Origin of the sequence: Massilia sp. YIM B02769 (assembly GCF_030411995.1) — a bacterium.
GTDB lineage: Bacteria > Pseudomonadota > Gammaproteobacteria > Burkholderiales > Burkholderiaceae_D > Telluria.
In genome coordinates, this window is record NZ_JASNRC010000010.1 from 157505 (window position 1) to 176514 (window position 19010).

The following is a 19010-nucleotide window of genomic DNA, read 5'->3' on the forward strand; positions in this document are numbered from 1 at the left end:
CGGCCGGTAACACTCAGTCGCCCGGCCCCTCGCCCGGCATGGTGTCGGCCATCAGGCGCAGTTCGTCCGGGGTGAGTTCCTCGGGCTTCTTGTCCTTCAGGCCGTCGACCGCGTCGGATGGCCTGGTGTCGTGCGCAGCCGGTTGCGCCGCTGTTTGCGCTGCTTCTTCCGCTTGCTGATCCTGGGCTTGCTGGTTATCGGTGTTCATGTGGTGCTCCTCGCAATGGTTCCTGACGGTGCCAGTCTGGCACAGTCGGGAACGGTGCGGCGTCACCTAGCCTCCCGGCAAAGCTTATTTCGGGACGGTGAAGACCTCGATCCGGTTCAGCCACTTCACATGGCGCGGCCCGGACTTGGTGTCGGACAGCGAACGCAGCGCATACGGCCCTTCGGTGGCGGGCAGCGGCTTGCCGTTCATCGTCGTGATGACCAGCACCTTGTCGCCCACACGCGCGTTGTAGAGCTCACCCCAGGAAAACAGCACCGCTTAGTTGTCGGTGGCGCGCGCCGCCACGCCCGAGTGACGCAGTGCGTAGCGGTCGAGGTTCTGCACGCCGGCCGCATCGAGCAGGTCGCGCAGCAGCACGCCGCGGTAGCGCAGCTCGGCCTGTTCGGCCTTGGCGCCGCCGCCCACGCTGCGGGTCTCGACCAGTTCGGTCTGCGGCAGCGCCGCGATCTCGGCCCCCGTGAAGCGGCGCGCGGCCGCGGCGCCGACCTTCACTTCCAGCTCCGCATCCTGGGCAGACGCGAGGCCGGCCGCCAGCAGCAGCGGCAAGCTCAGGAATAGATGCGAAGCCGCACGCCAATCGGTGCCGCCGGCGCGCGCCATCTTATTTACCTCCCTTGTACGAAGGGAAGAACACCTGCTGGCCTTCGACCTTGAACGCCGCGATCAGGCCCTGGCCTTCCGGCGAGGTGATCCACTCGACCAGCTGCATCGCGCCCTTGTAGTTTGCTTGCGGGAAGTTCTTCGGATTCACGGCGATGATGCCGTAAGGGTTGAACATCTTCTGGTCGCCCTCGACCACGATCTGCAGGCCGGTCCTGGCGCGGTAGGCGATGTAGGTGGCGCGGTCGGTGAGCGTATAAGCGCGCAGTTCGGCGGCCATGGTCAGCACCTCGCCCATGCCCAGGCCGGCCGACACGTAGGCGGCGCCCTGCGGCTGGCTGCCGACCTGCTTCCAGTAGGCCTTCTCCATCTGGTCGGTGCCGGAATTGTCGCCGCGCGAGATGAATTTCGCACCGCTGGCGGTGATCTTCTTCATCGCGTCGAGCACATCCTTGCTGCCCTTGATCCTGGCCGGATCGCTTTCCGGACCGACGATGATGAAGTCGTTGTACATCACGTCGCGCCGGTTCACGCCGTGGCCTTCGGCCACGAACTTGTCTTCGCTGGCGCGCGCGTGCACCAGGGTCACGTCGACGTCGCCGTTCTTCGCCAGCTCCAGCGCCTTGCCCGTGCCGACCGAGATCACGTTGACCTTCGAATTGGTCTTGGCCTCGAACTTCGGCAGCAGGTATTGCAGCAGCCCCGAGTTCTCGGTGCTGGTGGTGGTCGACAGCTTGATCACCTGCTGGGCCAGGGCCGGAACGGCGGTCGCCAGCAGGAAGCCGAGTACGGCAAGGTGTTTCGTCAGTTTGGTCATGCTTCTCTCTCTCGTTTAAAAGCGTTCAATGAAATCCGTGTTTGTGCAGGATGTCCTGGCCCGGCTTGCCCAACACGAAGCGCAGCAGGCGTTCGCCCTCCTCCGAACCCTTTCTTGCGGCGATGCCGTAGCGGCTGCGCACGTTCAGGCTGTCGGGAATGCGGACGACCTGCAGGCGCGGCAAGGCCCGGGTCACCAGCGCGGCGTTGGTGCAGTACATGATGTAGGCGTCGGCCCGATCCTGCTGGAAGGCCCCGATGTAAGGGGAACTGCTGTTCGGGTCGCCGTTGGCGGCGCCCGACAACTTGAGGGCTTTCGCATCCAGCACGGCGTACAGGCCGGGCTGCTGCCGGTCGGCGTTGCGGAAGAACCGCCAGGTGGTGTCGCCCATCGGGTCGCTGACCGGTGTCGAGGTGGCCAGGCGCAGCTCCCGCGCGCGCAGGCCGTCGAGCAGCGTATCGGCGCGCAGGCCGGCTTGCGGGGTCGCGACCACGCACAAATCGTTATGGGCGAACACCTGCGATGCGCCCAGCAGCCCGATCGCGGCCAGGGCTTCGGTATGCGCGCTGGCCGCCGAGGCGAATACATCGACGGTGCGGCCGCCTTCGATGTCCTTCCTCAGCTTGCCGGACGGGCCGAACTGGACCTCGACATGCTGGCCGCCGGCCGCGCGGTAGGCCGCCAGGATGTCGCCAAAGGCCTGGCGCAGGCTGCCTGCCGCCAGCAGCACGGGCGCCGCGGCGGTGGCGGCGCCGGGCGTGGCGCCATCCTGCGCCGGCGCCGCCGGGGGCAACAGCGACGCCGGCGCCATTGCGCCGAGCGTACGCTTCTTCATGGTCAGCCCCATCTTGTTCCTCTGCCTCTTATCGATGTGCTATGGTAAGCCGCCTTTAGAAACTTTCAATATGAACATGGTTGCATATGTTGCACGTTAAGCTCGCCTACAGCTTCGCGGATTCCGCCGCGCTGCGCTCCCAGCTGGACAACCCGCTGTTCGACATCCTGTCCGCCATCCACGGCGCGGGATCGGTCGGCCAGGCCGCCGCCACGCTCGGGCTGTCCTACCGCCACGTCTGGGGCGAGCTGAAGAAATGGGAAGCGGCGCTGGCATCGGATTTGATCGTCTGGGAGCGCGGCAAGCGCGCCCGCCTCTCGCCCTTCGGCGAAAAGCTGCTGTTCGCCGAGCGCCGCGCGCGCATGCGCGTGCTGCCCCAGGTCGAGAACCTGGTGGCCGAGATGGAGCGCGAATTCGCGCTCGCCTTCGATCCCAACGCCCATGTGATCCCGATGTTCGCCAGCCACGACCTGGCCTTGCCGCGCCTGAAGGAATTCATGGGCCGCAGCGCCAAGCTGCACCTCGACCTGCAGTTTCGCGGCAGCGTCGAATGCCTGGAAGGGCTCGGGCGCGGCGAGTGCCAGCTCGCCGGCTTTCACGTCAGCGAAGACCGCGCGCCGGGCAGCATGACGCAAAAGGCCTTCAAGTCGCTGCTGAAACCGGGCGTCCACAAGCTGATCAACTTCGTCGGCCGCCAGCAGGGGCTGATGGTCGCGCGCGGCAATCCAAAAGCCATCCACAGCGTGCAGGACCTGGCGCGCCTTGACGTGCGTTTTGTGAACCGCCAGGTCAATTCCGGCACCCGGCTGGCGGTCGAGCAGCTGCTGCGCCAGGCGGCGATTGCCACCACCAGCGTCAACGGCTTCGACAGCGCCGAGCCGACCCACTTGTCGGTGGCGGCGGCGGTGGCATCCGGCCTGGCCGACGCCGGCTTCGGCATCCAGGCCGCCGCCGTCGAATTCGGACTCGACTTCATTCCGGTGATGCGCGAGCAGTATTACTTTGTCTGCCTGAAGGAAGCGGTGGACGCGGCGCCGATCGCCAAGCTGCGCGAACTGCTGGCGCGCAGCGAGTGGCAAAGCCTGACGGCCGACCTGCCCGGCTACGACACCAGCGGCGCCGGCGAGGTCGTGTCGCTGAGCCGCGCCCTGCCCTGGTATTCCTTCCGCAAGCCGAAGTGACGACGCCGTATGCATGAGGAGCTGCCGCAGATACCGACGGGAGCGCGCACTGAGCCGGCGCCGCTGCGCTTCGACCGCGCGGAATGGGCGGCCGCTTTTGCCGACCTCGGCATCTTCATTCCTTATGTGGTCGCCTATGTGAGCGTGATGAAGATGGACCCGGTCGGCATCCTGCTCGCCTTTGGCCTGGCCCTGGTCGCCTGCGGCTTCGTGTACCGCACGCCGCTGCCGGTGCAGCCGATGAAGGCCATCGGCGCGGTCGCGGTGGCGCAGGCGGCCACGCTCTCGGCCAACGCCGTCGTTGCCGCCAGCGTGGTCAGCGGCGCGCTGTGGCTGGTATTGGGCCTGAGCGGCGCGGCGAGCCGGCTGGCGCGGGCGATTCCGCGCGAGGCGGTGCTCGGCGTGATGCTCGGCCTGGGGATCTCCTTCATGCTGCAGGGACTGCGCATGATGGGCAGCGACTGGCTTGCCGCCGTCGCGGCGCTGATCCTGGCGCTGGTGCTGAGGAATAGCCGGCCGTTCCCGGCGATGTTGGTGTTACTCGCCGGCGGCCTGGCCTATGGCGTGGCGCGCCAGCCGGCGTTGTGGGATGCGGCGGCGTTCGGCTTCGCGTTGCGGCTGCCGTCGCCGGCACTGGGACAGTTGCAGTGGCCGGACTTCGTCACCGGCACCTTGCTGCTGGCCCTGCCCCAGTTGCCGCTCACGCTGGGCAATGCCGTCATCGGCACCACCGAGGAAAACAACCGCCTGTTCCCGGACCGCGAAACCAGCGTCAGGAAGGTAGCGGTGTCCACCGGCGTGATGAACCTGGCCGGCGGCGCCATCGGCGGCGTGCCGATGTGCCACGGCGCGGGCGGCATGGCGGCCTACGCCGCCTTTGGCGCGCGCAGCGGCGGCGCCCCGATCATCTTCGGCGCCACGCTGGTCGTGCTGGCCCTGTGCTTCAGCGGCGCGATCGTCTTCCTGCTGCAGGCGGTGCCGGCAGCGGTGCTGGGCGCGATCCTGTTCCTCACCGGCGTACGGCTGGCCAGCGGCAACGCGCCGCGCACGCGCGACTGGCGCGTGCTGCTGCCGGTGGCGCTGACGGCGATGGCGGCCTTGTGGAATGTCGGGCTGGGGCTGGTGGTGGGCGTGGTGGCCAGCTGGATGTGCCGCCGATCGCGCACCGCTTCGTAAAACAAGTCTCCTAAATACAACGGGGGTCAAGTCTGCCATCCTGACACGGACTCTGCATTAGTCCAGGACGTCTCAGTCAAGGCAGCGTACACAAGCGGAAAAACTGCATTCACGGCCGAGCTCGTGTCTTGATGGCAGACTTGACCCCCGTTGTTTTTATGCCAAACGGAGCGGCAGGCTGCGCAGGCGTTTTCCCGTCAGCTGGAACACGGCCGCGGCCACGGCCGGCGCCACCGGCGGCACGCCCGGTTCGCCGACGCCTTCGGGCGGCTCGGCGCTCGGCAGGATGATGGTCTCGACGACCGGGGCGCGGTCCATCCGCAGCACCGGGTAGTCGCCGAAGTTCGACTGCTGCACGCGTCCGTCCTTGATCGTGATCTCGCCGCCCAGCGCCGCCGACAGGCCGAACACCACCGCCGACTCCATCTGCTGGGCCACGATGTTCGGGTTCACCACGATGCCGCAGTCGATCGCGCAGACCACGCGGTGGACACGGATGTCCGCTTCCTCGACCGACACTTCGGCCACCTGCGCCACGATGCTGCCGAAGGACTGGTGCAGGGCCACGCCGTGCGCGCGGCCGGCCGGGGCTTCGCCGGCGGCGCGCACCGCCGCGTCGAGCACCGCGAGGTGGCGCGGGTGCCGCGCCAGCAGCGCACGCCGGTAGGTCACGCCGTCCTGCCCGGCCGCGTGCGCGACTTCGTCCAGGAAGCCCTCCTTGAAGAAGGCGTTGTGCGAGTGCCCCACCGAGCGCCAGTAGCCGAGCGCCACGGCGCTGTCGACGATCACGTGGGCGATGCGCTGGTTGGCGATCTCGTACTGCATGTCGTATTCGCCCTCGGCCGTGGTCTTGTCCGGTCCCATGCCGGGCAGGCCGAGGTTGCGCGGGAAGTACTGGTGGCCGATGGCGCCGCTGGCCGACTTGTTGTTCCAGGCCAGGATGCGGCCCTGCGCGTCGAGCCGCGCCGTGAAGCGCGCCAGCGCCGCCGGGCGATACACATCGTGGGTGGTGTCGTCCTCGCGCGTCCAGATCAGCTGCACCGGCTTGCCATGCGACGCCATCGCCACCGCCACCGCCTGCGCCACCATGTCGCCCTCCAGGCGGCGCCCGAAGCCGCCGCCCAGCAGCATCACCTCGATGCCGACGTCCTCGCGCGCCACGCCGGCCACCCTGGCGGCAACGTCGACCGCGATGCTCGGCACCTGGGTCGAGGCCCACAGGCGCACCTTGCCATCCACCACCTGCGCGGTGCAGTTCACCGGCTCCATGGCGGCGTGGGCCAGGAAGGGCGCGCGGTATTCGGCGCTCACGGTGCGGGCCACGCCGCGCACGTCCTGGGTGCCGGATTCGTAATAGGCGTAGCCGGATTCGTTGTCGAGCGCCGCCGTCAAGCCCTGGTAGATCGCTTCCGACGACAGTCCTGCCTGCGCGCCCTCGGCCCAGGTGACGGGCAGCGCGGCGGCGGCCTGCTTCGCCTGCCACCAGCTGCGCGCCACCACGGCGACGCCGGCGCCGGCGCCGGAAAACGCGCCCAGCGCCGCGGAAAAGTCGACCACGTTGGTCACGCCCGGCAGGTCTTCCACGCGCGCAGCGTCGAACGAGGCGACGGCGCCGCCAATCACCGGCGACATCCTGACTGCCGCATACAGCATTCCGGCCGGCCGCGCATCGATGCCGAAGCGCGCGCTGCCGTCGACCTTGCCCGGCGTATCGCGGCGCGGCACCGGTTTGCCGATCAGGCGGAATTCGCGCGGCTGCTTCAGCTTCACACTGGATGCATCGATGCCGGCGCCCACTTCGGCCGCGCGCGCCGCCAGGCTGGCGTAGGAGGCCTTGCGGCCGTCGCGGTGGAGTACGAAGCCGTCCTCGGTGCGGCAGTGGGCGGCCGGCGACTTCCAGTCCTCGGCCGCGGCCTTCACCAGCATGGCGCGCGCCACGGCGCCGGCTTCGCGCATCGGCACCCAGGCATCCTTCACGCTGGTCGAGCCGCCGGTGAACATGATGCCGAGTTCGCGTCCGACCTTGGACAGCATCCACTGCACGCCGTCCTTCACGTTGCCGCGTTCGTCAGGGTGGAAAGGGAGGTTTTCGCGCAGCACCGTCAGGTTGCCGAAGATCTTGTCGATCGGCGCGGCGGCGATGCGCACCCGGGCCAGCGGCACGTCGAGTTCCTCGGCCACCAGCATCGGCAGCGCGGTATGCACGCCCTGCCCCATTTCGCTGCGCGGCACCACCACCGACACCGTGCCGTCGGGATGCAGCGCGACCCAGCCGTTCAGCGCGACGGCGCCGTTCTCGACCGGCAGCGGCAGCGCCGTATGCAGGCGCTGGCGCGGCGCCTGCACGCCCCAGCCGACCAGCAGCGCGCCGCCGGCCACCAGGCCGCCGAGCAGGAAGCGGCGGCGCGAACGGCGTTTCGGTGCGTTCTCTGGCTCAGGAACTGGTCTCCCCGTGGATGGATTGTCTCTCATGCGTATTCTGTCCCCAGTCTGCCAGCAGCGCCTCCGGCCCCACGGGCCGCCCGTACAGGAACCCCTGCGCACGCGTGCAGCCATGGCGCAGCAGGAAGGCTGCCTGCTGTTCGTTTTCCACCCCCTCGGCGATCACCGAGAGGTTCATGCTCTTGCCCAGCTGGATGATGGCGATGGCGATCGCCTCGTCGTCGGCATCCGCCGGAATGTCCTTGATGAAGCTGCGGTCGATCTTGAGTACGTCCACCGGCAGCTGCTTCAAATACGCCAGCGACGAGTAGCCGGTGCCGAAGTCGTCGATCGCCAGGCCCACGCCCAGGCCGTGCAGTTCGCCGATAAAGGCGGCGGCGTCGCCGGTGTTCATGATGACCGACTCGGTCACTTCCAGCTGCAGGCGGCGCGGCGCCAGGCCGGTCTCGCCCAGCACGCGGGCGACCAGCGGCGCCATCGCGCCGCGCTCGACCTGGCGCACCGACAGGTTCACCGCCATCTTCGGCACCTGCAGCCCGAGCGCATCCCAACGCCCCATCTGGCGGCAGGCTTCGTTCAACACCCATTCGCCGAGCTGGTTGATGAAGCCGGAGTCTTCCGCCATCGGGATGAAGCGCGCCGGACTGACGGCGCCGAGTTCGGGATGATGCCAGCGCACCAGGGCTTCGACCCCGATCAGGCGGCCGCTGTCGATTTCCACCTGCGGCTGGTAGTGCAGGAAGATCTCGTGGCGTTCGATGGCGCGGCGCAGCAACGCTTCCATGCGCAGGCGTTCGACACCTTCGCCGTCCATGGCGGGCGAATAGAACTGGTAGCCGTTGCGGCCGCGCGACTTGACCCCGTACATGGCGACGTCGGCATGCCGGATCAGGAGGTTCGCGTCCTGCGCGTCCTGCGGATACAGGGCGATGCCGATGCTGCCGGTGACGAACAGCTCGTGGTTCGAGACCATGAAAGGCTGCTCGAACAGCGCCACCAGCTTCTGCGCCACCTGGGTCGCGCCGTACTGCCCGTCCACGTGCTCGAGCAGCACCACGAATTCGTCGCCGCCCAGACGCGCCAGGGTGTCGCCCTCGCGCAAGCGCCCGTGCAGGGCGCTTGCGACCTCTTTCAACAGCTGGTCGCCGACCTGGTGGCCGAGGGTGTCGTTGACGTTCTTGAAGCGGTCGAGGTCGACGAACATCACGGCCAGCTGCTGCGCCTCGCGCGCCGCGCGGCCGATTGCGTGCAGCAGGCGGTCCTGGAACAGCAGGCGGTTCGGCAGGCTTGTCAGCGGGTCGTGGTGGGCCAGGAAGTCGAGCTGCTCCTGCGACTCCTTCAGGCGCGTGATATCGCTGAACACGCCCACGTAATGGGTCAGCACGCCCTCGCTGTTACGCACGGCCGATACCGTCAGCCACTCGAGGAAGACCTCGCCGTCCTTGCGGCAGGACCAGACTTCGCCGCGCCAGAAGCCGCCCGTCTGCAGCTCCTGGGCCAGGTTGGTATAGAACGCGTCGTCGTGGCGGCTCGAACGGGTCATGTCCCAGGGCTGGCCGATCGCCTCGGCCTCGGTGTAGCCGGTGATCGTCGTGAAGGCCGGGTTCACCGCGACGACGGTGCCGCAGGTATCGGTCACCATCACGCCGTCGGCGATGTGGGCGATCACGGTGGCCGACAGGGCCAGCTCTTCTTCCGCCTCCTTGCGCTCGGAGATGTCGGCGAAGACCCAGACGTTCCCCGCCTCCGGGTGGCCGGGCACGAGCGAACTGCCGCTGACCAGGCACCACAGCAGGCTGCCGTCGCGGCGGCGCATCTGGCGCTCGTGGCGCGCGTCCGCCCCACGCGCCAGGATCGGGAAAAACACATCCTCGGCGCGCGCATGCTCGTCCTGGCTGACGAACAGCCTTGATGCCGGCTGGCCGACCAGGCTGCCGTCGGGGTAGCCGAACAGGTCCTCGGCGCGGCGGTTGGTCGAGACGATGCGCCGTTCGCGCGTGAACACCACGCCGAACATCACGTTGTCGAGGATGGCGCCCTGCTCGACCAGCAGCGCCTCGATACGCATTTCGTTGTGCTTGCGTTCGCTGATATCGGAAATGATGCCGTCCACGCGGAAGTCGGGGTCGCCCGGCCTGCCCTGCGGCTGGCCGCTTTCCAGCACCCAGCGCTCCAGGCCGTGGGCGTCGACGATGCGGTATTCGATTTCGTAGCTGCGCCCGGAATGGATCGCTTCGCGCGTGATGCGGCGCTGCAGGCGCCGGTCTTCCGGGCAGACGATGTTCGACCAGTCCTCGGTGCTGCCGCGCATCAGGCGCTCGGCTGGGTAGCCCGAGATCTCCTCGATGGCGTCGCTGACGAATTCGATCGGGCCGCCCGGATGGGCGCGGAACACGGCGCCCGGCACCTGGTTGACGATGGTGCGGAACTGTTCCTCGCGGCGCGCGATGTCGACGAACAGCGCGCGGATGGCGGTGCGCATGCGCTCCATTTGCCGTCCCAGGCGCGCCAGCTCGCCTTTCGCTTCCAGCGCCAGGGGCGTGTCGAAATCGCCGCGCGAGAGGCGGTCGGAGAAGGCGGCCAGGGTGCGCAGCGGGCGGTGCAGGCGGCGGCGCAGGAAGGTCAGGATCAGCGCCAGCGAGACCACCACCTGCACCGCCAGCACCAGCGCGTAGTGGAACTGCTTGCGGTGCAGGGCTTCCTCGCTTTGCAGGTCGTCCATCTCGATGGTCACCTGCCCGATCGGCTGGCCGCGCACCACGATCTGGCGCTCGGCGCGCAGCACCCGGCCCAGCGGACGCGCCGGCGCATGGGCGTCGATCAGGCCGGTGTCGGCCGGGCTGCCGGCCACGCCGCGCACCTGGATCCGCACCACCGAGGGGTCGCGCATCACCGAGTCGACCAGCGAGCGCGCGGCGTCGGTGTTCATGTTCCAGAGCGATTCCTGGATGCCGAGGGCGAGGATCTCGGCGTTGCGCTGCAGGGTGGCGTCGAGTTCGGCGACGGTGGCGCGGCGTTCCTGCACCGCCAGCAGCAGGTAGCCGGCGGCCAGGGCCGGGACCACCAGGCCGCCCACCACCACGATGATGAGCGCGCCGTATATCGAGCGGCTGTATAACCGGCCCAGCCTGGCGGGAAGTGCGCGCAAATCGATCCGGAACATCGTGGAGAACATCGTCGTGGCCGCAATGGTTGAGCCGGCTCGGCCGGCCTTAGTAAGTACGCAAGCCCACGATTATGCACAGTAAATTGACGTGAGTCACCAACCGTTGGGTGCGCACAACCATACCGATACCGGCAGTCGCTGCACGCGCGTCGACTGCCGGTGTCGGCCCTATGATCGCATACGGCGCGTCAATACTTCATTCCGGTTTCAACCGTGCTCAGGTATTGTCGAAACGATCAGGTATTCCGGCGCGGATAACCCTGGGCCAGGATGCGTTGCCACACGACTTCCTTCTGCTCGGCATTCATGGACACCCAGTTCGCGACTTCGGCCACGGTGCGCCCGCAGCCGCGGCAGACCTCGTCGAAGGTGGTCGAGCAGACCGCGACGCAGGGTGTGTCCGGCCGGGCAGGCGCCATCGGCCCCTCCTTCTTATCGTGCTGGTCCGACATCGAGCTTGTCCCAGCCTTCGTGGCCCAGGTTTTCCATGGTATCGATGTTCTTCTCGAAGATCTCGGCGGCGTCGGGGAAGGCCTCCACCGCGCGCGCGATGCTGTCCTCGCGCAGCAGGTGCAGGATCGGGTACGGCGCGCGATTGGTGTAGTTCGCGATGTCGTTCTGGTCGGTATCGGCGAACTGGTAGTCCGGGTGGAAGCTGGCCACCTGCAGTTCGCCGTCGAGATGCATGTCCTCGACAGCGGCATCGGCCACGTCCAGGAACTCGTTGTAGTCCATGAAGTCGTTCAGCACGAAAGGATGGATCAGCAGCGTGGTGTCGACCTCTTCGGCCGGGGTATCGGACATGCGCTGCAGCTCGTCCATCAATTGCTCCAGCAATGCTTCGGGCGTGCGCGCCGGCGACACGACATAGCGCACCTGCTCCTTCACATACACCGACTTGGCGAACGGGCACAGGTTCAGGCCGATCACGGCTTTCTCCAGCCAGCGGCGGGTGGCGGCGACGATCGCGTCGTCGTCGGCGTTCAGGTTGGCATGACTCATGTGGTGCTTTCGATAAGAAGTAAGGCCGGGGGCGAAAGCGCGATTGTACGCAGAGTTTGCGTGCGCTCATAGACCGGCAATGCGCGCCGGGTAAGTTGAGAGCGTCAGGAAGCGAGCCGTACCGGCCGGCTGCTTGACGTTCCGGAAAGCCAGCCACACCGATTTTAATTGCTTTAAAGAATATCTTCCGTATGGCAATTTTTCGCATACCCATCGGGAGTACCCTGGCATTGAACTGCCACACCCCTACGGTAATGCCGAACAAAAGATGGATACCCCTTCAAAAAGTTCCATAAAGTATTGCCTGTTAGCATATTGAGTAGACAGAAAAATTTGTAACCGAGCGGAGGTATTGCTTGACTGCCTCAGCCGCAGCTACTTACACTGCCCCCTTATCGTCAGTCCTGCCGTTCCTGGACGCAACACTGGAAAGCTATCTACGACATGACCCGCACTACTTCCCTTGCCGCTGCGATCGTGCTGGTTTGCACCGCACCGCTCGCCCTGGCCATCGATACCGCGCCGGCCAATGCCACCCAGAGCGCCTCCCTGACCCGCACCGCAGTGCCTGCCACTGCCGCCATGCTGAAGGTCGACGAATACAAGGAAACCGACGTCTGGGGCCGTATCCGCAGCGGTTACGCCATTCCCGACATCAATAACAACCTGGTCGAGCGCCACGCCAAGTCGTACAGCGCCAAGCCAGAGTACATGGCCCGCATCTCCGGCCGCGCCTCGCTCTACATGTTCCACGTGGTGCAGGAGCTGGAAAAGCGCGGCATGCCGACCGAACTGGCCCTGCTGCCCATCATCGAGTCCGCCTTCAACCCGCAAGCCCTGTCGAGCGCCGATGCCGCCGGCATCTGGCAGTTCGTGCCGGGCACCGGCAAGGACTTCAACCTGAAGCAGAACATGTTCAAGGACGAGCGCCGCGGCGTGCTGGCCTCGACCGACGCCGCCCTGACTTACCTGCAGCGCCTGTACACCATGTTCGGCGACTGGCAGCTGGCCCTGGCCGCCTACAACTGGGGCGAAGGCAATGTGCAAAAGGCGATCAAGCGCAACCAGGAAGCCGGCAAGCCGACCGACTTCGAAAGCCTGGCCGACCTGATGCCGGCCGAGACCCGCAACTACGTGCCGAAGCTGCAGGCGGTGAAGAACATCGTCGCCAACCCGGGCCAGTACGGCGTCAACCTGCCGGTGATCGACAACCAGCCTTATTTCACCGCGGTCGACAAGACCAGCGACATCGACCTGGCGGTTGCCGCCCAGCTGGCCGAAATGTCGCTGGCCGAGTTCAAGGCCCTGAACCCGCAGTTCAAGCGCCCGGTCATCACCGGCGACGAAAAAACCAAGATCCTGCTGCCGAAGGAAAACGCCGAGAAGTTCCACCTGAACCTGGCACAGTGGGGCCAGGCGCTGTCGAGCTGGACCACGCACAAGATCACCGGCGCCAAGGAAAGCATCACCTCGCTGGCCTCGAAGTTCGGCACCACCCCGGAAATCATCCGCCAGGCCAATAACATCCCGGCGCAAACCCGCCTGAAGGCCGGCTCGACCATCCTGGTGCCGAAGACCTCGGCCAGCATGCACAGCGACATCGCCGAGAATATCGTCGACAATGCCGTCATGGCCCTGGAAGCCGACCGCGGCGAGAAACGCAGCGGCGCGCGCACCCAGCGCTACAAGAGCAAGTCGGTGGCGGTGTCGAGCAAGCGCAAGCACCGTTAACAAGCTGTCATCGAGGCCGGCACACCGCGCCGGCCTCGCCTCCATGCCGGGCAGCGGACTTCCATCAAGTCCGCTGTTTGCGCAACATCAAATCACCCTCGCTGTGCAAGCAAGTTGATTCTGCTGTATAGTGTCGTTTGTGCGCTGCAAAATGAACGCGACTTCTGGGCTACAGGCTCATGATCGCAGCAGTGCAAGCACAGGTTTACTAGCAGCTTCGCAAGCCAGGCGTATCGATCCGATACCCTCCCATAAAGCCCTCCCGCCCTGCGTGTCGCACCTTGACACCGTCCCGGCGCAAAGCTTTTGTGCCGAAATTTCTTTCATTTTTGAGTCATTTCGTTGTGTTGGTTCGCGTTGCTATTTTGCGCTCCGAAATCACCCATGAGCGCTGATTTCTACCGAAAGAAAATTGAACAATGAGTTTTGAAGCACTAGGTCTCCACGCGTCCCTCGTCCAGGCAGTTGCCGCAGCCGGCTACACCAAGCCGACCCCGGTCCAGGAGCAGGCCATCCCTGCCGCCATCGGCGGCCGCGACCTGCTGGTCTCTTCGCAAACCGGTTCCGGCAAGACCGCGGCATTCATGCTGCCGGCCCTGCACAAGCTGGCCAGCGCCGAGCCGGCCCCTGCCGGCCGCACCCCTGCGCAAGAAGCGCAGGCTGCCCGCGCACGCGGCGAACGCGTCCGTTTCAAGCCGGCCCAGCCGAAGATGCTGGTCCTGACCCCGACCCGCGAACTGGCGCTGCAGGTCACCACCGCCACCGAGCAGTACACCACCTCGATGCGCCGCATCCGCGCCGTCTCGATCCTGGGCGGCATGCCTTACCCGAAGCAGATGCAGCTGCTGGCCAAGAACCCTGAAATCCTGGTCGCGACCCCGGGCCGCCTGATCGACCACATGGAATCGGGCAAGATCGACTTCTCGCAACTGGAAATCCTGGTGCTGGACGAAGCCGACCGCATGCTCGACATGGGCTTCATCGACGACATCGAGAAGATCGTCGCCGCGACCCCGGAAACCCGCCAGACCATGCTGTTCTCGGCCACGCTCGATGGCGTCGTCGGCAACATGGCGCGCCGCATCACCAAGAACCCGCAGACGATCCAGATCATGAGCGCGGCCAACCGCCATGAAAACATCGTGCAGCGCGTGCACTTCGTCGACGACCTGTCGCACAAGAACCGCCTGCTCGACCACCTGCTGCGCGACGACACGATGGACCAGGCCGTGGTCTTCACCGCCACCAAGCGCGACGCCGACATGATCGCCGACCGCCTGAACATCGCCGGCTTCGCCGCCGCCGCGCTGCACGGCGACATGCACCAGGGCGCGCGCAACCGCACCCTGGACAGCATGCGCCGCGGCCAGGTGCGCGTGCTGGTGGCCACCGACGTCGCCGCGCGCGGCATCGACGTGCCGACCATCACCCACGTGGTGAACTACGACCTGCCGAAGTTCCCGGAAGACTACGTGCACCGTATCGGCCGTACCGGCCGTGCCGGCCGCAACGGTCTCGCCATCTCGCTGGTGAACCATGCCGAGGGCATCAACGTCAAGCGCATCGAGCGTTTCACCAAGCAGCTGATTCCGGTCAATGTGGTGGAAGGTTTCGAACCGAAGCGTGCCGCACCGGCATCGCGCGGCGGCGCCCGTCCGGGCTGGAAACCAGGTGACGGCCGCAGCGCCGCCAAGCCGGGCCAGCGCAGCTTCAGCAAGCCTTACGGCCAGCGGGATGGCGCACCGCAGGGTGGTGGCTACAACCGCGAGGGTGGCTACAACTCGGCGCCGCGTGAAGGCGGTTTCAACCGTGAGTCGGCCCCACGCGAAGGCGGCTACAACCGCGACCGCGGCTACAACCGCGATGCAGCCCCACGCGAAGGCGGCCAGCGCCGTGAAGGCGGCTTCCGCAGCGGCAACGCGCATCCGCGTTCGTTCGAAGGCGCGCGCCGTACCTTTGGCGACAACTGATCGCTGACGCGGTCTGCATGGAAAACGGCTGCTTCGGCGGCCGTTTTTTTCGTCCGCGTTCACATTGATCCGGCTGCGCTTGACCGAGACGTCGCCCGTACGGTGGGGTGTTTGAGGCGGGGCCTCAAACACGAAGGTGCCCACGCTGGTACGTGTGCCTCCTTGCACCCATGGCGGCGACCTGTCGCCCGCACCGTTGCGCCAGGCCACACCGTCATTGGTGTTTGTGGCCATCTCATGCGTTTCGAGCGATGCCTCCCTTGTATCGACTGCGGGCACGTGCGTACCGCGTGGGCACGGAGTGCCTGGCGCGGCCCGGCCCACCCTACGGGCTCTGTTCGTGATCTTACGACACGTCGTCGGGATGCGACCTCATCCGTTCATGGCCGTACGACGCGTCTGCCGCATGCATCTTATAATCGCGCCCTCGTCATCCTGCCTGCTCTTCTTGTGTCCACCCGCCCCCGCATCGCCATCGTCAGCCCGGCCGCCGCCAGCGACAACAACGGCAACTGGCAGACCGCCAGCCGCTGGGCGCGTTTCCTGGACAAGCGCTTCCGCGTACAGGTCATGGGCGCCTGGCCTGGAGCAGACCAGCCCGAACCCGACCTGCTGATTGCCCTGCATGCGCGCCGCTCGGCCGCCGCGCTGGCAGCCTTCTGCGAGCACTACCCGGACCGGCCGCGCATCCTGGTCCTGACCGGCACCGACCTCTACCGCGACATCGACACCGCGCCCGAGGCCAGGACCTCGCTGGAAAGCGCCACCGCCCTTGTCGTCCTCCAGGAAGCCGGCCCCGAACGCCTGCCGCCGCGGCTGCGCGCCAAGACCCATGTCATCTACCAGTCGGCTCCCGCCCTGCTGCCGGCGCCGGACAAGCAGCGGCGCCGCCTCGACATCTGCATGATCGGCCACCTGCGCCTTGAAAAAGACCCGCAAACCTTCATGCGCGCCGCAGGGCTGGTGCACGACCCGCGCCTGCGCCTGCTGCACATCGGCGGCGCCCTCGACCCCGCCCTGGCCGAGGCGGCAAGAAGCACGGAGCAGGCCAGCCCGCGCTACCGCTGGCTCGGCCCGATGACCCACGCCGCCACCCGCCAGCGCCTGAAACGCTGCGCAGCCATGGTCATCGCATCCCACATGGAAGGCGGCGCCAACGTCATCATCGAGGCCGTCACCAGCGGCGTGCCGGTGCTGGCCTCGCACATCGACGGCAACCGCGGCATGCTGGGAAACGGCTACGCCGGCTACTTCCCGCCCGGCGACGCCGACTCCCTGGCGCGCCTGCTCGACCGCCTCGCCTGCGACCCGGATTTCGACGCCCTGCTGCGCCGCCAGTGCGCCGCCCGCGCGCCCCTGTTCGCACCAGGCGCCGAGCAAGCAGCCTTGTGCGACTTGGTGGATAATCTGCTGCGCGCGAGCGCGACCTGAATACGTCAACAACTTGGAATTGAACATGAGCGACCAGACCATCAAACTGACTTCCTTCTCCCACGGCGGCGGCTGCGGCTGCAAGATCGCCCCCGGCGTGCTGGCCGAGATCCTGAAGAAGTCGAGCGGCTTCCCCGTGCCGCCGCAATTGATGGTCGGCATCGAGACCGCCGATGACGCCGCCGTCTACAAGCTCAACGACGAGCAGGCGCTGATCGCCACCACCGACTTCTTCATGCCGATCGTCGACGATCCCTTCGACTTCGGCCGCATCGCCGCCACCAACGCCATCTCCGACGTGTACGCCATGGGCGGCACCCCGATCATGGCCCTGGCACTGGTCGGCATGCCGATCAACAAGCTGCCGCTGGAAACCATCGGCGACATCATCCGCGGCGGCGAATCGGTCTGCGCCGAAGCCGGGATTCCGATTGCCGGCGGCCACACCATCGACTCGGTCGAGCCGATCTATGGCCTGGTGGTGATGGGCCTGGTGCACCCGGACCGCGTGAAACGCAATGCCGACGCCCGCGCCGGCGACGTGCTGATCCTGGGCAAGCCGCTGGGCGTGGGCGTGCTCTCTGCGGCGCTGAAGAAAGACGTGCTGGGCGAGGACGGCTATGCCGCGATGATCGCCAACACCACCAAGCTGAACAAGCCGGGCAAGCTGCTGGCCGAGATGGACGGCGTGCACGCGCTGACCGACGTCACCGGCTTCGGCCTGCTCGGCCACCTGCTGGAACTGGCGCGCGGCGCCCGGCTGGAAGCCCGGCTCGACATGGACGCCATTCCCCTGCTGCCGGGCGTGCTGCAACTGGCGCACGACGGCTACTTCACCGGCGCTTCAAGCCGCAACTGGGATGCCTATGGCAAGGACGTCGTGCTGGGCGACAGCATCACGCCGGCCCAGCGCGCCCTGCTGACCGATCCGCAAACCTCGGGCGGCCTGCTGGTCTCCTGCGCACCGGAAGCGGCCGAGGCCGTGCTGGCCCTGTTCGCGCGCGAAGGCTTCGGCGAGGCGCGGGTCATCGGCCGCATGGACGAAGGCAACGCCCGCGTCGTGGTGAACGCCTGAGTCTCTTTCGTGCCGGTTCGCCCGGCGGAGCGCAATTGTGGCGGCTGACACACTTTACTCGACTGTCAACGCAATTATTTTGCATCCGCAGGGCAACAAATTAGTATCTTGAGAATTGTCGGTTGTATAATTGCAGCGCTGGCGCAGACCAGCCTCGACATTCTTGACAAAATCCCAGAGACAATGCCAACGTCCGTGGGCGCCTCCGCGCCGCCCGAATCCAGCCCTGAGCCACGCCATGACGACGACCACGACTGGTTCACGCGTCTGGGCAATGCCGTTCTCACCACCGACAGCCGCCAGCGCCGTACCCTCGGCCTGCTGTTGCTGGCTGCGCTCGTCACCGCGACCGTGGTGGCGCTGCTGGTGTATGCGACGGCGATCGGCGTGGCCCAGGCGCGCCACATCGGCTGGCTGGCCGGCTTCTTCGGCATCTTCATGGTCGGCTTCTACGCCACCATCCGCAGCGGCCTGAACCGGCGTTTCAGCGATCCGACGCTGGCCCTGCCCCAGGTGATGTCGGCGCAAAGCCTGATTGCCACCGGCTATGCCATGACCGGCCCGGTGCATGGCGCCACCGTCATCATGCTGTCGCTGGTGATGGTGTTCGGCATGTTCAGCCTGCGCCCGGCGGCGCTGCGCGTGGCCAGCCTGTTTACCGTGGCGGTGATGGGTGCGGTCATGTACTGGTGCGTGCGGCACCAGCCGGAACACTATCCGGCACGCCTGGAACTCTTCAATTTCGCGCTGACGGCGGTCGTGATGATCGCGATTTCCCAGCTCTCCGGCCAGCTGATGGACATGCGCACGCGCGTCAAGACGCAGAAGATCGCGCTGGAACAGGCGCTGACCCACATCAAGGAGATGGCGGCGCGCGACGAACTGACCGGCTTGCCGAACCGGCGCCGCATGATGAATTTGCTGCAGGAACACGCGACCCGTCACGCCCGGGGCGGCCCGCGTTTCTACGTCTGCATCATCGACCTCGATCACTTCAAGAGCATCAACGATAGCTTTGGCCACGCGGCCGGCGACGCCGTGCTGCGCGCCTTTGCCAACCAGGCCCAGCAGGTACTGCGCAACACCGACATGATCGGGCGCTGGGGCGGTGAGGAATTCCTGTTGCTGTTGCCGGAAACCCCGCCGGGCGAACCGACCCTCGGCGTGGCGCGCCTGCGCGATACCCTGGCCGTGATGCCGGCCAGCCCCAGCCTGCCGGACCTGCGCGTACGCTTCTCGGCAGGCTTCGCGCGCTACGAAGACGGCGAGCCGATCGACCAGGCCATCGAACGCGCCGACCGCGCCCTGTACGCGGCCAAGTCGGCCGGGCGCAACCGCAGCGTGGTGCTCTAGGA

General features: G+C 66.8%; 16 protein-coding genes. 7 read left to right on the plus strand and 9 right to left on the minus strand.

Going from position 1 to position 19010, the window contains the following annotated elements:
• Positions 1-13: 13 nt before the first annotated feature.
• The 5 genes from QPK31_RS17485 to QPK31_RS17505 form a co-directional block, all read right to left on the minus strand.
• Complete coding sequence (locus QPK31_RS17485; RefSeq protein WP_290424176.1) at positions 14-208, minus strand: hypothetical protein; 195 nt, start codon at positions 206-208, stop codon at positions 14-16.
• An 84-nt stretch (positions 209-292) separates the two neighbouring features.
• Positions 293-484, minus strand: a complete 192-nt coding sequence (locus tag QPK31_RS17490) for a molybdopterin-dependent oxidoreductase (RefSeq protein WP_290424177.1) — start codon at positions 482-484, stop codon at positions 293-295.
• Positions 485-487: 3 nt separating this feature from the next.
• On the minus strand, positions 488-829 hold the full coding sequence (locus tag QPK31_RS17495; RefSeq protein ID WP_290424178.1) for a hypothetical protein: 342 nt from the start codon (positions 827-829) through the stop codon (positions 488-490).
• Position 830: 1 nt separating this feature from the next.
• Entirely contained in the window at positions 831-1646 is an 816-nt protein-coding gene (locus QPK31_RS17500; protein ID WP_290424179.1) for a substrate-binding domain-containing protein, read from the minus strand.
• Positions 1647-1671: 25 nt separating this feature from the next.
• Positions 1672-2481 carry an extracellular solute-binding protein gene (locus QPK31_RS17505; protein ID WP_290424180.1) on the minus strand — a complete coding sequence of 270 codons (810 nt, stop codon included), beginning with the start codon at positions 2479-2481 and terminating at the stop codon, positions 1672-1674.
• A gap of 86 nt (positions 2482-2567) precedes the next feature.
• On the opposite strand from QPK31_RS17505, the gene QPK31_RS17510 reads away from it, so the two are divergent.
• Both QPK31_RS17510 and QPK31_RS17515 read left to right on the plus strand, forming a co-directional pair.
• The gene (locus QPK31_RS17510; protein ID WP_290424181.1) at positions 2568-3662 is read left to right on the plus strand and encodes a substrate-binding domain-containing protein; all 1095 of its coding nucleotides are present in this window, start codon (positions 2568-2570) and stop codon (positions 3660-3662) included.
• A gap of 9 nt (positions 3663-3671) precedes the next feature.
• Positions 3672-4838: a putative sulfate/molybdate transporter gene (locus tag QPK31_RS17515; RefSeq protein WP_290424182.1), complete on the plus strand. Its 1167-nt coding sequence runs from the start codon at positions 3672-3674 to the stop codon at positions 4836-4838.
• Between the two features lie 156 nt (positions 4839-4994).
• Here QPK31_RS17515 and QPK31_RS17520 read toward each other — a convergent pair whose 3' ends face one another.
• From QPK31_RS17520 to QPK31_RS17535, 4 genes are all read right to left on the minus strand, one after another.
• The gene (locus tag QPK31_RS17520) at positions 4995-7310 is read right to left on the minus strand and encodes a molybdopterin cofactor-binding domain-containing protein (RefSeq protein WP_290424183.1); all 2316 of its coding nucleotides are present in this window, start codon (positions 7308-7310) and stop codon (positions 4995-4997) included.
• The gene (locus tag QPK31_RS17525; protein WP_290424184.1) at positions 7273-10455 is read right to left on the minus strand and encodes a GGDEF and EAL domain-containing protein; all 3183 of its coding nucleotides are present in this window, start codon (positions 10453-10455) and stop codon (positions 7273-7275) included. Before QPK31_RS17525 ends, QPK31_RS17520 begins: the two co-directional genes overlap by 38 nt.
• 227 nt (positions 10456-10682) lie before the next feature.
• Entirely contained in the window at positions 10683-10865 is a 183-nt protein-coding gene (locus QPK31_RS17530; protein ID WP_290424185.1) for a DUF1289 domain-containing protein, read from the minus strand.
• Positions 10866-10878: 13 nt separating this feature from the next.
• Positions 10879-11448 (minus strand): DUF1415 domain-containing protein, encoded by a 570-nt coding sequence (locus QPK31_RS17535; protein WP_290424186.1) that lies wholly within the window; start codon positions 11446-11448, stop codon positions 10879-10881.
• Between the two features lie 444 nt (positions 11449-11892).
• Between QPK31_RS17535 and QPK31_RS17540 the strand changes: the two genes are divergently transcribed.
• The 5 genes from QPK31_RS17540 to QPK31_RS17560 all read left to right on the plus strand — a co-directional run bounded on the left by QPK31_RS17540 (position 11893) and on the right by QPK31_RS17560 (position 19008).
• Positions 11893-13179 carry a transglycosylase SLT domain-containing protein gene (locus QPK31_RS17540; protein ID WP_290424187.1) on the plus strand — a complete coding sequence of 429 codons (1287 nt, stop codon included), beginning with the start codon at positions 11893-11895 and terminating at the stop codon, positions 13177-13179.
• Between the two features lie 419 nt (positions 13180-13598).
• Positions 13599-15149 (plus strand): DEAD/DEAH box helicase, encoded by a 1551-nt coding sequence (locus QPK31_RS17545; protein WP_290424188.1) that lies wholly within the window; start codon positions 13599-13601, stop codon positions 15147-15149.
• A gap of 450 nt (positions 15150-15599) precedes the next feature.
• Entirely contained in the window at positions 15600-16580 is a 981-nt protein-coding gene (gene senB / locus QPK31_RS17550; RefSeq protein ID WP_290424189.1) for a selenoneine biosynthesis selenosugar synthase SenB, read from the plus strand.
• 25 nt (positions 16581-16605) lie between these two features.
• Positions 16606-17655 carry a selenide, water dikinase SelD gene (gene selD / locus QPK31_RS17555; RefSeq protein ID WP_290424190.1) on the plus strand — a complete coding sequence of 350 codons (1050 nt, stop codon included), beginning with the start codon at positions 16606-16608 and terminating at the stop codon, positions 17653-17655.
• A gap of 183 nt (positions 17656-17838) precedes the next feature.
• Positions 17839-19008, plus strand: a complete 1170-nt coding sequence (locus QPK31_RS17560; protein ID WP_290424191.1) for a GGDEF domain-containing protein — start codon at positions 17839-17841, stop codon at positions 19006-19008.
• Positions 19009-19010: the final 2 nt, after the last annotated feature.

Coding starts and splice junctions, on each gene's coding strand:
- QPK31_RS17485 (WP_290424176.1), bottom strand. CDS start 208: ATGAACACCGATAACCAGCAAGCCCAGGATCAGCAAGCGGAAGAAGCA.
- QPK31_RS17495 (WP_290424178.1), bottom strand. CDS start 829: ATGGCGCGCGCCGGCGGCACCGATTGGCGTGCGGCTTCGCATCTATTC.
- QPK31_RS17500 (WP_290424179.1), bottom strand. CDS start 1,646: ATGACCAAACTGACGAAACACCTTGCCGTACTCGGCTTCCTGCTGGCG.
- QPK31_RS17505 (WP_290424180.1), bottom strand. CDS start 2,481: ATGAAGAAGCGTACGCTCGGCGCAATGGCGCCGGCGTCGCTGTTGCCC.
- QPK31_RS17510 (WP_290424181.1), top strand. CDS start 2,568: ATGTTGCACGTTAAGCTCGCCTACAGCTTCGCGGATTCCGCCGCGCTG.
- QPK31_RS17515 (WP_290424182.1), top strand. CDS start 3,672: ATGCATGAGGAGCTGCCGCAGATACCGACGGGAGCGCGCACTGAGCCG.
- QPK31_RS17520 (WP_290424183.1), bottom strand. CDS start 7,310: ATGAGAGACAATCCATCCACGGGGAGACCAGTTCCTGAGCCAGAGAAC.
- QPK31_RS17525 (WP_290424184.1), bottom strand. CDS start 10,455: ATGTTCTCCACGATGTTCCGGATCGATTTGCGCGCACTTCCCGCCAGG.
- QPK31_RS17530 (WP_290424185.1), bottom strand. CDS start 10,865: ATGGCGCCTGCCCGGCCGGACACACCCTGCGTCGCGGTCTGCTCGACC.
- QPK31_RS17535 (WP_290424186.1), bottom strand. CDS start 11,448: ATGAGTCATGCCAACCTGAACGCCGACGACGACGCGATCGTCGCCGCC.
- QPK31_RS17540 (WP_290424187.1), top strand. CDS start 11,893: ATGACCCGCACTACTTCCCTTGCCGCTGCGATCGTGCTGGTTTGCACC.
- QPK31_RS17545 (WP_290424188.1), top strand. CDS start 13,599: ATGAGTTTTGAAGCACTAGGTCTCCACGCGTCCCTCGTCCAGGCAGTT.
- selD (WP_290424190.1), top strand. CDS start 16,606: ATGAGCGACCAGACCATCAAACTGACTTCCTTCTCCCACGGCGGCGGC.
- QPK31_RS17560 (WP_290424191.1), top strand. CDS start 17,839: ATGCCAACGTCCGTGGGCGCCTCCGCGCCGCCCGAATCCAGCCCTGAG.